This window comes from Pseudomonas sp. AM4(2022) (assembly GCF_036346515.1).
In the GTDB taxonomy this organism is placed as follows: Bacteria; Pseudomonadota; Gammaproteobacteria; order Pseudomonadales; family Pseudomonadaceae; genus Aquipseudomonas; species Aquipseudomonas paracarnis.
Map to the genome: position 1 here is coordinate 411613 of NZ_JAOTNW010000001.1, position 12263 is coordinate 423875.

Below are 12263 nucleotides of genomic sequence, written 5' to 3' on the forward strand. Positions count from 1 at the left end.
CCGCTCCCACATTTGTTACCGGGGCATATCTGAAATGAAGCGTCTACTCGGCCTCCTGGCCCTGTCCTCCCTGCTGGCCGGTTGCGCCAGCGGCCTCATCGACCCCAACGGCTATGACGAAACCGGCACCGCGTCCTATTACGGCGCCAAGCACCATGGCAAGAAAACCGCCAGCGGTGAACCTTTCAACCAGAACGCCTTGACCGCCGCCCATCGGCGCCTGCCCTTCGGCACGCAGGTCAGGGTGACCAACCTCGACAACAACCGTTCTGTCGTGGTGCGTATCACTGATCGCGGCCCGCACACCCGTGGGCGCCTGATCGACCTTTCACGCAAGGCTGCCGAGCAGTTGCGCATGCTGCGCAGCGGTACCGCGCGGGTTCGCGTGCAAGCCCTGAACAACTGATCGAGGCAGCCTTGAGCATTTTCGGATTGAACGCCCTCTCACCCTGGAGCCTGCTCGAACTGGTGGGCGGCCTGATCTTGCTGATCATCGGCGCTGAAATCCTGGTACGCGCCGCGGTACGCCTGGCGGCGAGCCTCAAGGTGCGGCCACTGATCATCGGCTTGAGCATCGTCGCCTTCGGCAGCAGTGCGCCACAGATGACCGTCAGTCTTCAGGCCACGCTGGCCGGCAACACGGACATTGCCGTGGGCAGCGTCATTGGCAGCAGCATCTTCAATATCCTCGTGACCCTGGGCTTGTCCGCGCTGATCATTCCGCTGCGGGTCTCGCGGCAGCTGGTGCGCGTGGATATCCCGGTGATGATCGTCGCCGGCCTGCTGGTGTTTATCCTCGCAGCCAATGAAATGCTGACGCCCTTCGATGGCGCCGTGCTGCTAGTGGCGCTGGTGGCCTACCTGGGCGTATTGCACTACCAGACACGTCATTCCCGCCGCCCGCGCACCTTGGACACCGTGGCCAAGGCGCCGTGGCTGAGCAGTGTGCTGCTGATGCTCGGCGGTTTGCTGGTGCTGGTGCTGGCCGGGCATTTGTTGCTCGGCGCAGCGGTGGAGGTGGCGGGCGATCTCGGATTGTCGGAGCGCGTCATCGGCCTGACGCTGATCGGCGTCGGTACTTCGCTGCCGTGCCTGGCCACTTCGCTGATCGCCGCCTTGCGTGGCGAACGGGAGATCGCCGTGGGCAACGTGATCGGCAGCAACCTGTTCAACCTGCTCGGCGTGCTGGGTTTTACCGCACTGGTGGCGCCGACGCCGCTGTCGGTCTCGCCCAACGCCCTGGACTTCGATTTACCGGTGATGCTCGGCGCCATCATCCTGTGCCTGCCGGTGTTCTATACCGGCTACCGGGTAACGCGCATCGAAGGGCTGGTGTTGCTGGGGCTATACCTGGCCTACGGCCTGCATGTGATGGCCTTCACCACGGGCATGCCCCTGGCCAACAAGCTTGAGCAATTGATGCTGTACTACGTCCTGCCGGCGTTAGGCGTTTTGCTGTTGTTCACCTCACTGCGCGCCTGGCACCGCCAACACAAGAGGGAGTCGCAATGAACGATCAGAAAAAGCCCGGGGTTGAAGTGCGTCGCCAGGTCATGGGCGATGTGTTCGTCGACCGCGCCCTGGGTAATGCCACAGCGTTCACCCAGCCATTGCAGGATTTTGTCAACGAACACGCGTGGGGCAGCGTCTGGAACCGCGAGGGCTTGCCGCTCAAAACCCGCAGCCTGATCACCCTCGCCGCCCTCACCGCCCTCAAGTGCCCGCAGGAACTCAAGGGCCATGTGCGCGGCGCACTGAATAATGGCTGTACGGTCGAGGAGATTCGCGAAGCGCTGCTGCATTGCGCGGTGTATGCCGGGGTGCCGGCGGCGATTGATGCATTTCGGGCGGCACAGGAAGTGATTGAGGCGTATCAGGCCGATCAACAGTGACTGCCAGATCGCCTTCGCGAGCAAGCCCGCTCCCACATTTGTCCGAGTTTCAGCATGAGAATGCGGTCGAATGTGGGAGCGGGCTTGCTCGCGAATGGCCCTGAAGACCGCGCAAAACTTAGATCCAACCACCCGCCTGCAACACAAAAATCCCGATATTCGTGGTCACCGCCGCCATCAGCGTGGTGATCACGATAATCGCGGCCGCCAACTCATGATTACCCTGCGCCGCCCGAGCCATCACAAAGCTTGCGGCGGCCGTCGGCGCGCCGAAATACAGAAACAGAATCCCCAACTCCGGCCCTCGGAACCCCAGCAACCAAGCGCCCAAAGTGGCAATCACTGGTAGCCAGATCATCTTCATCAGGCTCGCGCTCAACGCCATGCTGCCGCTCTTGCGTAGCGCGGCCATGGACAAGGTGCCACCGATGCAAATCAACGCCAACGGCAGCGTGGCGTCAGATAGGTACTGCAAGGATTTCTCAAGCCAGCCGGGCACGCCGATCTGGAAGTACGCGAACGGCGTGGCGACGATCACGCTGATAATCAGCGGGTTGGCCAATACACTTTTGAAGATGCTCCACGGGTCTGACTTGATCACCGGGCTATAGACCGCCAGCACAATGGTCGACAGCGTGTTGTAAAAGAGGATCACCAGCGCGGCGAGGATCGCGCCCAGCGATATACCGTAGTCGCCGTACATACTGGCCGCCAGCGCCAGGCCGATGACCCCGTTATTGCCACGAAACGCGCCTTGGGCGTAGATGCCTCGGTCTTCGCGCTTGCAGCGAAAGATCGCCCAACCCCAGGCCACGGCAAAGCTCACCAGGGTGGCAACGCAGAAGTAGATGAGCAGGCCCGGCTTGAGCGCCGAGTGCAGGTCGGCATGCAGAATGCCAAGGAACAGCAGCGCCGGCATGGCCACGTTGAACACCAGGGACGACGCGGTGTGGATAAAGTTGTCATTGATCCAGTTGATGCGCTTTAGAAACACGCCCAGAAACAGCATGGCAAACACCGGCGCGGTGATGGTGAGGGTGGTGAGGAAGATTGCCAGCATGCCGGGGAGAACCTTGGTGGGCGTCGTTAGTTGGCTAATGATAAGCCAGTACGAGCGGGTTCGTGTGGGCAACGCCATTCAAATGTGGGAGCAAGCTTCCCGTTGTAGGAGCGAGCTTGCTCGCGAGAAACTCCCAGGCGCCGCGTTCACTCAGTTAACACGCGTTATCGTTGACGTTTTTCGCGAGCAAGCTCGCTCCTACAGGGTTAGCGCCTGGTCTCAGGTAATCGGCGCCGGGTTGAACAGCGTGATGTCGTTATGCAGCTTATGCCGCTCTGCCCAGGTCTGCTTCTTGCCGCTGGCCACATCCAGATAGAAGTGGAACAACTCCCAACCCAGTTCCTCGATGCTCGCCCGCCCCGTGGCAATGCGCCCGGCGTCGATATCGATCAGGTCCGGCCAACGCTGGGCCAGTTCGGTGCGGGTGGAGACCTTCACCACCGGCGCCATCGCCAGCCCGTACGGCGTGCCGCGCCCGGTGGTGAACACATGCAGGTTCATCCCCGCTGCCAGTTGCAAGGTGCCGCAGACAAAATCACTGGCCGGTGTGGCGCAAAAGATCAGGCCCTTTTCCTTGAAGCGCTCGCCAGGACCAAGTACGCCGTTGATGGCACTGCTGCCGGATTTGACGATGGAGCCCAACGACTTCTCGACAATATTCGACAGCCCGCCCTTCTTATTACCCGGCGTGGTATTGGCGCTGCGGTCTGCTTCACCCTTGGCCAGGTAACGGTCATACCAGTCCATTTCCCTGACCAGCTCGCGGGCGACGTCCTGGTTCTGCGCGCGTGAGGTCAGCAGGTAAATCGCATCGCGCACTTCAGTCACTTCGGAAAACATCACCGTCGCGCCGGCGCGCAGTAACAGATCCGAGGCATACCCCAGCGCCGGGTTGGCGGTGATGCCGGAAAACGCATCGCTGCCGCCGCACTGCATGCCCAGGATCAGCTCGGAGGCCGGCACGGTTTCGCGGCGGCGCTGGTCGAGTTTCTTCAAGCGCACGTCGGCCAGGGCCATGATCTGCTCGATCATTTCGGTAAAGCCGTGGCTGGAATCCTGCAGGCGATACAGCCAAGGCTCGCTCAGGTCCACGGAGCTGTCGTTATCGTGCATCACCTGCCCTGCCTGGAGCTTTTCACAGCCCAGGCTGATCACCAAGGCTTCGCCGCCCAGATTGGGGTTGCGCGCCAGGTTGCGCACGGTGCGGATGGGGATGTAGGCGTCCGTCGCCGTAATCGCCACGCCGCAGCCGTAGCTGTGGGTCAGCGCGACCACGTCATCGACATGCGGGTAGTGGGGCAGCAACTCGTCCTTGATGCGCTTGACCGCATGGTCCAGCACGCCCGTGACGCATTGCACAGTGGTAGTAATGCCGAGGATATTGCGCGTGCCCACGGTGCCGTCCGCATTGCGATAGCCCTCGAAGGTAAACCCCTCCAGAGGCGCCTGGGTTTCAGGCACCTCGGTGGACAGAGGCAAACTGTCCAGCGGCGGTGCGGTGGGCATGCGCAACTGGTCCTCCTGCACCCAACTGCCGCGAGGAATCGGCGCCAGGGCATAACCGATGGTCTGGCCATAGCGAATAATCCGGCCGCCCTCGGGGATGTCTTCCAGGGTCACCTTGTGGCTCTGCGGGATGAAATCCACGGTGACCAGGCCGTCGGGAAACTCGGTACCGGCGGGTACCCCTTGATCGTTCACCACGATCACTACATTGTCGCGCGCGTGCAAACGGATCGAGCGCGGCGAGTCGGCATGTTCAATCAACTGCATCACACGAACCTCAGGAATGCGCTTGAGAAAGGTTGGTCAACTCAGGGCCCTTGGCAGGTGGATCCTTGAGCACCACGCGCTTGATCGGGCCGACAATCACCAGGTAACTGAACACCGCCACCAGCGCGTTGGCACCGACGAACACCAGCGCCCATTTGAACGAGCCGGTGGTGCTGATGATGTAGCCAATCACAATCGGCGTGGTGATCGACGCCAGGTTACCGAAGGTGTTGAACAAGCCGCCACTGAGCCCGGCGATTTGTTTCGGTGAGGTGTCGGACACCACCGCCCAACCCAGCGCGCCAACGCCTTTGCCGAAGAAGGCCAAGGCCATGAAGCCCACCACCATCCATTCGATGTCCACGTAATTGCACGCCACGATGCTGCTGGAAATCAGCAGACCACCGATGATCGGCGCCTTGCGCGCGAAGGTCAGCGAATGGCCTTTGCGCAGCAGGTAGTCGGAAATCACCCCGCCGAGCACCCCGCCGATAAAGCCGCAGATCGCCGGTAACGAGGCAATGAAGCCGGCCTTGAGGATGGTCATGCCACGCTCCTGCACCAGGTACACCGGAAACCAGGTCAGGAAGAAGTAGGTGATGCCATTGATGCAGTACTGGCCCAGGTAGACGCCGAGCATCATGCGGTTGGTCAATAGCTGGCGGATGTAATCCCACTTCGGCCCGTCGGTTTTCTTACCCTTGCCCTTGTCCTGATCCATATCGACCATCGCGCCATTGGCGGCGATGTGATTGAACTCGGCCTCGTTGATCATCGGATGCTGGCGCGGGCTGTGGATAACTTTCAGCCAGATCAGCGAGAAAACAATGCCGATCGCGCCCATCACGATAAACACGTGCTGCCAGCCGAAGCGATAGACGATCCAACCCATCAACGGCGCGAACAACACCGTGGCGAAGTACTGGGCCGAGTTGAAGATCGCCGACGCAGTGCCGCGTTCAGCCGTAGGAAACCACGCCGCCACAATACGGGCATTTCCAGGAAACGACGGCGCCTCGGCCAAGCCCACCATGAAGCGCAGCATAAACAGCGCGACCACCGCAGTGGAGACACCAAACTCACCGACATAGCCTTGCAGCACGGTGAACAGCGACCAGGTGAAGATGCTCAGGGCATAGACTTTTTTCGAGCCGAAGCGGTCGAGCAGCCAGCCACCGGGAATTTGCCCGGCCACGTAGGCCCAACCGAATGCAGAGAAGATATAACCGAGGGTGACCGCGTCGATACCGAGGTCTTTTTGCAGGCTGGAGCCGGCGATAGCGATGGTGGCCCGGTCGGCGTAGTTGATCGTGGTCACCAGGAACAGCATGAGCAGGATCAAATAGCGGACGTGGGTCGGCTTGGTCGCTTGCATGTAGAAGTACTCCCACTAATTATTTTTTTTGCGGGTAATGGTTATGTATTGCTTGGTTGCACGCCCCTGTAGGAGCGAGCTTGCTCGCGAAAGACGTCAACGATTACACGGGCATTCAGGACGCACGCGGTGAATTTGAGTTTTTCGCGAGCAAGCTCGCTCCTACAGGGAAGCCGCCCTCCGATAACGGGGGGCTGCGTGTTACGAACCGATGTAGCTGGTTTTCACCACGGTGTAGAACTCTTGCGCATAGCGACCCTGCTCACGCGAACCGTAGGATGAACCCTTACGGCCACCAAATGGAACGTGGTAATCCACCCCCGCCGTCGGCAGGTTGACCATCACCATCCCGGCCTGGGAATGGCGCTTGAAGTGGTTGGCATATTTGAGCGAGGTGGTGGCAATGCCGGCCGACAAGCCGAACTCGGTGTCATTGGCCATGGCCAGCGCGGCCTCGTAGTCGGCCACGCGCACCACGTTGGCCACCGGGCCGAAGATCTCCTCACGGCTGATGCGCATCGCCGCGTCACTGTCGGCAAACAGTGTGGGCGCCAGGTAATAGCCTTCGGTGTCGCAGGTGACCAGGCCGCCACCACTCACCAGCCGGGCGCCTTCGCTCTGGCCGATGTCGATGTATTTCATGTCCTGGTCCAACTGGGCCTGGGACACCACCGGGCCAATGTCGGTGCCACTATTCAAAGCGTGGCCGACCTTGATCGACTTCATGCGCTCGGCCATCGCCGCGACAAACTGGTCGTGAATCCCGGCAGTGACAATCAGGCGGCTCGACGCAGTGCAACGCTGGCCGGTGGAGTAGAACGCACTCTGTACCGACAGCTCGACAGCCTGCTTGAGGTCGGCATCGTCGAGAATGATCTGCGGGTTCTTGCCACCCATTTCCAACTGCACCTTGGCCTGGCGCGATACACAACTGACGGCGATCTGACGCCCAACGCCCACAGACCCGGTGAAACTGATGCCATCGACTTTCGGGCTGTTGACCAGCACGTCGCCGACCACACGGCCACTGCCCATCACCAGGTTGAACACACCGGCGGGGAAACCGGCGCGGGAGATGATTTCTGCCAAGGCCCAGGCGCAGCCCGGCACCAGCTCGGCAGGCTTGATCACCACGCAGTTGCCGTAGGCAAGGGCCGGGGCGATCTTCCACGCGGGGATGGCGATCGGGAAATTCCACGGGGTGATCAGACCCACCACACCGAGGGCTTCGCGGGTCACTTCAACGTTGACGCCCGGGCGCACCGAAGGCACGTAATCGCCTGACAGGCGCAAGCACTCACCGGCGAAGAATTTGAAGATATTGCCGGCGCGGGTCACTTCGCCAATGGCTTCGGGCAGGGTCTTGCCCTCTTCGCGGGCCAGCAGGGTGCCGAGCTCTTCACGACGGGCGAGAATCTCGCTGCCGACTTTGTCCAGCGCATCGTGACGCGCCTGGATACCGGAGGTGGACCACGTCGGGAACGCGGCGCGGGCTGCGTCGATGGCCGCGTTGACTTGGGCCACGTCGGCTTTGGCGTATTCGCCAATGGCGTCGGACACATCCGACGGGTTGATGTTGGTGCAGTAGTCGGCGCCGGTTACCCATTGGCCATTGATGTAGTTCTCAAAACGCTTTGCTTGGGACACGAATCTTCTCCTGACGCAAAAGGCCGCTGATTGCTCAGCGGCCTTGTGGATAATTTATTGCGCGCCTTGCTTGTCGATCAGCGCGGCGAGGGCTTCGTACTCTTCCGGCAGCAGGTCGGTCAGTGGCGTGCGCACCGGGCCTGCGTCATAACCGACGATTTTCGCACCGGCCTTGACGATGCTCACCGCGTAACCGGCCTTGCGGTTACGGATATCCAGGTACGGCAGGAAGAAGTCGTCGATGATCTTGCCGACGGTGGCGTGATCTTCGCGGGCAATGGCGTGGTAGAAATCCATCGCCGTCTTGGGGATGAAGTTGAACACCGCCGAGGAGTACACCGGCACGCCCAGGGCCTTGTAGGCCGCGGCGTAAACCTCTGCGGTCGGCAAGCCACCGAGGTAGCTGAAACGGTCGCCCAGGCGACGGCGGATCGACACCATCAGCTCGATATCACCCAGGCCATCCTTGTAGCCGATCAGGTTCGGGCAGCGCTCGGCCAGGCGCTCCAACAGCGGTGCGGTCAGGCGGCAGACATTGCGGTTGTACACCACCACGCCGATCTTGACCGACTTGCACACGGCTTCAACGTGGGCGGCAACCCCGTCCTGACTGGCTTCGGTGAGGTAGTGCGGCAGCAGCAGCAAACCTTTGGCGCCGAGGCGTTCGGCCTCTTGGGCGTACTCGATGGCCTGGCGGGTAGCACCGCCCACACCGGCCAGGATCGGCACGCTGGACGCACAGGTATCCACGGCGGTTTTCACCACCTGGGAATATTCGCTGGCAGCCAGGGAGAAAAACTCACCTGTGCCACCTGCGGCGAACAAGGCGCTGGCGCCATAAGGGGCCAACCATTCCAGGCGCTTGATGTAGCCCGCCTGGTGGAAATCACCCTGGGCGTTGAAATCGGTCACCGGAAAAGACAGCAGACCGTGGGAGAGGATGGACTTCAGTTCTTGTGGATTCATTATTCGAACACCCTGGGCGAAGACTTTCTAACGAAAGGTTGTTGTTGGTTTTGGTGATGTCGTACGTCATCGTACAACTATAAATAAATTCGTCAACTGCAATTCATCCGGCGTAATCCTGCAAAGGCTTAAGACGCGGCTCTTGACGTAGGAAATTTCTCACCTATGATTCAAATAACTGTATGTATATACAGTTATCACGGAAGATTCCTACGACATAGCAAGGAGCTAACATGTCAGGTCTTGAACTCGCAGCACCCGAAAAAAACCCGCCTACCCTGCGCTTCGAAGGCGGTGAGCACACCGCCATCGGCGATGACACCCTGCTTCGCTTCGTCAAGGACGCCCCGGCCATTCCTGCGCGCCAAGTCGAACTGCACCTGCCTAACGGGCTCGCGCTGACCTATGGCCAAGTGATCGCCCTGGGCGGCGACTTCTATGGCATCCCCGGCCAACCGATCAGCGATGGCAACTCCCCGGCCGAGCGCGTGCAACGCTTCACCGCGGCCTTCAACTCCCTGGCCGTGTTGCCTGCTTCGCGGGAAGAAGCGCGGAAGATCCTGGCGGTGATGCAAAAGGAGATCAACGCCGTCAACCAGGCGATCAAGGACGGCAAACAGCCGCACGAAGCCTATGACGCCCTGGGTGATACGTTGTCCGAGGAGTGGAACCGCATTACCGGCGGCGGCAGTGCTGTTTCGGCCCTCGTGCCGCTGGGCCGCTACCTGAAGCTGGCAGCGGACAACGCCGACCACTTCGGTGAATGGGCCCTGTCCGCCTACTTGGCCGGTCATACGGCAGCATTGCAACAGGCGGTGGTGGCCCATCAGACCGGCACCGACCAGGCCCTGGAACTGGCCTACGCCATGAACAGCTTTGCCGATCACTTTTTGACCGACCTGTTTTCCGCCGGCCACCTGCGGGTACCACGCAAACAACTGGCAGCGGTGGTGACGCCTGGAGAACTTGGCTCGCTGATCAGCCGCTTCATGCACGATGAAGACAGCAAGTTCGGGCTCAAGGTGCGCAATGCCATGGGCGCTCAGTGGCATGCCTACGGCGACAAGCGCTACTTCGACAGCATCGACGCCGACAATCGCGTGCAGGTCAAACGGGCGGTACAGGCCTCGGCGGATGAAATCTTCGAAACCTTCATCAGCGGCATCGCACCCTCCCCGGCTGAGTTCAAGGCACCGCTGTATGTGCCCGACCTGAACGCCGCGCAAAACCCGGCGAATAACTTCTCGCCGCTGTTCAAGATGGAGGGGGACAAGGTGCTGCGGCGCAAGGATGTCAACGATTTGAACGACAAGCACTGGACCAATGATTGGTGGGGGTGGAGTACGTACTTGCTGCTTAAGGACTACAAGCCCAATCAACCCGCCAGCTAAATAGACGCGGACAAATGTGGGAGCTGGCTTGCCTGCGAATGCAGAGGTTCAGTAACAAACTCAGTGACTGCCACGCCGCCATCGCGGGCAAGCCAGCCCCCACACGGGATATGGGCAAACCTCAACCGCGCTGCGCCTCTGCCTCTTCATGGGCATGGCGCAGCCGCTCACGGCTGTTGGTCAAGTGCAGGCGCATGGCCGCACGCGCCGCATCCGAATCCTGGCGGGCAATCGCCTCATAGATTTCTTCGTGTTCGCGGCTCAAGCGGCTCATGTAGTGCTGTTGATCATCATGGGCCAGCCGCGCAGAGTTCAAGCGCGTGCGTGGAATGATACTGGTGCCCAGGTGGGTCATGATGTCGGTGAAATAGCGGTTACCAGTAGACAGTGCAATTTCCAGGTGGAAGGCAAAGTCTGACGCCACCGCATCGCCAGCGTGGGCCGCACTTTCATTCAAGGCATCGAGGGCCGCACGCATGGCCGCCAGTTGCTCGTCACTGCGGCGCAAGGCAGCAAGGCCCGCAGACTCCACTTCCAGGCTGATACGCAGCTCCAGAATCGCCAGCACATCACGCAAGGTCACCACGGTGGCCGGGTCTATGCGAAAACCGCTGGGGCTTGGCGTGTCCAGCACGAAGGTACCGATACCGTGGCGAGTCTCCACCTGCCCCGCCGCCTGCAGGCGCGAGATGGCTTCGCGCACCACCGTCCGGCTGACGCCATGGGCGTCCATGATCGCCGACTCGGTGGGTAGCTTGTCGCCGCGTTTGAGCTGGCCATCGCGGATCTGCTCGGACAACACCGTGACCAATTCCTGGGCAAGGCTGCGGCGCTTGCGGGGAAGACGTGGGGCGGCGCTGGCGTTTTCCATGATGAACCATCTTTCTCGACGAACTAAAGACCGCATCATAGCCCATGGCGGTTGTACGATCACCGTTCTGGCGCGACTTTCATCCATATCCTTCACGCAAAAAAAATGCCCCGACAGATGTCGGGGCATTTTTCAGATGGCGCTGTAAGCGAAACCCGCCTACTTCACCACTTTCAAGCTCGGCCGACCGCTGGGGCGCGGTGGCTCGGCATCCGGTGGCGGTACATCATCACCGTCTTCGCCTTCGATCGTTTCGTCATCCTCTAAAGGCGACTCCAGATCGAACACCATGCCCTGGCCATTTTCCCGGGCGTAGATCCCGAGGATGGCACCGATGGGCACGAACAGCGTATGGGGCACACCGCCGAAACGCCCTTCGAAGCTTACCGCTTCGTTGTCCATGTGCAGGTGGCGCACAGCACTAGGCGATACGTTCAGCACAATTTGCCCGTCACTGGCAAAACCCTGGGGTACCTGAACCGCAGGAAATTCGGAATTGACCAGCATGTGCGGGGTGCAATCGTTGTCCACAATCCACTCATAGAGCGCGCGGACCAGGTAAGGTCGACTGGAGTTCATCAACGGCTCCTTAAGCCTTAGCGCATATCGCGTTCGGCACCAGACAGACTTGCCTGGAAAGCCTCACGCGCAAACTGGCGCTCCATGTAATCAAGCAACGGCTTGGCCGGCCGTGGCAGTTCAATGCCCAGAATCGGCAAGCGCCAGAGTATGGGTAATAGGCAGCAATCCACCAAGCTTTGTTCCTCACTGAGGAAAAAAGGTTTATCGGCGAACAACGGCGAAACGCCGGTGAGGCTCTCGCGCAATTCCTTGCGCGCCTGCACACGAGCGGCTTCTTTGGAACGCGAATCCAGGATCACATCCACCAACCCGCACCAGTCACGCTGGATCCGATGGATCAGCAGGCGGCTGTTGGCACGCGCCACCGGATACACCGGCAACAAAGGCGGATGAGGGTAACGCTCATCCAAGTATTCCATCACCACGGTCGACTCCCACAACGCCAGGTCACGATCGACCAGGGTGGGCAAGCTGCCGTAAGGGTTCACTTCGATCAGCTTCGGCGGCTGACGGCCCGCCTCCACACTGATGATCTCGGCGCTGACACCCTTCTCTGCGAGCACGATGCGTACTCGGTGGGAATAGTGGTCGGCGGGGTCGGAGTAACAGGCCAACCGGTTGGTCACGCCCATGGCGGTCCTCCTCGCTTGTTGAAATTATCGAAAGCTCAAAAACGAGCGCGCCCAGAGAGCATCTCAGTAACGTC

At 60.6% G+C, this 12263-nt stretch carries 12 protein-coding genes; 4 read left to right on the forward strand and 8 right to left on the reverse strand.

What is annotated here, in order from left to right:
- The first annotated feature begins 34 nt into the window (after positions 1–34).
- Genes ODQ19_RS01845 through ODQ19_RS01855 form a run of 3 tightly spaced genes read left to right on the forward strand, consistent with a single transcriptional unit; the run spans position 35 to position 1892 of the window.
- Positions 35–406: a septal ring lytic transglycosylase RlpA family protein gene (locus ODQ19_RS01845; RefSeq protein WP_330209200.1), complete on the forward strand. Its 372-nt coding sequence runs from the start codon at positions 35–37 to the stop codon at positions 404–406.
- Positions 407–432: 26 nt separating this feature from the next.
- Positions 433–1512 (forward strand): calcium/sodium antiporter, encoded by a 1080-nt coding sequence (locus tag ODQ19_RS01850; protein ID WP_330209242.1) that lies wholly within the window; start codon positions 433–435, stop codon positions 1510–1512.
- Entirely contained in the window at positions 1509–1892 is a 384-nt protein-coding gene (locus ODQ19_RS01855; RefSeq protein WP_330209201.1) for a carboxymuconolactone decarboxylase family protein, read from the forward strand. Before ODQ19_RS01850 ends, ODQ19_RS01855 begins: the two co-directional genes overlap by 4 nt.
- A 118-nt stretch (positions 1893–2010) precedes the next feature.
- On the opposite strand, the gene ODQ19_RS01860 is transcribed toward ODQ19_RS01855, so the two are convergent.
- The 5 genes from ODQ19_RS01860 to kdgD form a co-directional block, all read right to left on the reverse strand.
- Positions 2011–2952: an AEC family transporter gene (locus ODQ19_RS01860; protein ID WP_330209202.1), complete on the reverse strand. Its 942-nt coding sequence runs from the start codon at positions 2950–2952 to the stop codon at positions 2011–2013.
- 219 nt (positions 2953–3171) lie between these two features.
- Complete coding sequence (gene garD / locus ODQ19_RS01865) at positions 3172–4725, reverse strand: galactarate dehydratase (protein WP_330209203.1); 1554 nt, start codon at positions 4723–4725, stop codon at positions 3172–3174.
- Positions 4726–4735: 10 nt separating this feature from the next.
- Complete coding sequence (locus tag ODQ19_RS01870; protein ID WP_330209204.1) at positions 4736–6100, reverse strand: MFS transporter; 1365 nt, start codon at positions 6098–6100, stop codon at positions 4736–4738.
- A 201-nt stretch (positions 6101–6301) separates the two neighbouring features.
- Positions 6302–7747: an aldehyde dehydrogenase family protein gene (locus ODQ19_RS01875; protein WP_330209205.1), complete on the reverse strand. Its 1446-nt coding sequence runs from the start codon at positions 7745–7747 to the stop codon at positions 6302–6304.
- A 54-nt stretch (positions 7748–7801) separates the two neighbouring features.
- Positions 7802–8713 (reverse strand): 5-dehydro-4-deoxyglucarate dehydratase, encoded by a 912-nt coding sequence (gene kdgD, locus ODQ19_RS01880; protein ID WP_003188537.1) that lies wholly within the window; start codon positions 8711–8713, stop codon positions 7802–7804.
- A 233-nt stretch (positions 8714–8946) separates the two neighbouring features.
- Between kdgD and ODQ19_RS01885 the strand changes: the two genes are divergently transcribed.
- Positions 8947–10104 carry a phospholipase gene (locus tag ODQ19_RS01885; protein WP_116668332.1) on the forward strand — a complete coding sequence of 386 codons (1158 nt, stop codon included), beginning with the start codon at positions 8947–8949 and terminating at the stop codon, positions 10102–10104.
- A gap of 121 nt (positions 10105–10225) precedes the next feature.
- On the opposite strand, the gene ODQ19_RS01890 is transcribed toward ODQ19_RS01885, so the two are convergent.
- The 3 genes from ODQ19_RS01890 to ODQ19_RS01900 all read right to left on the reverse strand — a co-directional run bounded on the left by ODQ19_RS01890 (position 10226) and on the right by ODQ19_RS01900 (position 12189).
- A complete protein-coding gene (locus ODQ19_RS01890) occupies positions 10226–10975 on the reverse strand; it encodes a FadR/GntR family transcriptional regulator (RefSeq protein WP_003188534.1) in 750 nt (249 codons plus the stop codon).
- Between the two features lie 159 nt (positions 10976–11134).
- A complete protein-coding gene (locus ODQ19_RS01895) occupies positions 11135–11554 on the reverse strand; it encodes a ClpXP protease specificity-enhancing factor (protein WP_003188531.1) in 420 nt (139 codons plus the stop codon).
- 17 nt (positions 11555–11571) lie between these two features.
- A complete protein-coding gene (locus ODQ19_RS01900) occupies positions 11572–12189 on the reverse strand; it encodes a glutathione S-transferase N-terminal domain-containing protein (protein WP_003188529.1) in 618 nt (205 codons plus the stop codon).
- Positions 12190–12263 lie beyond the last annotated feature (74 nt).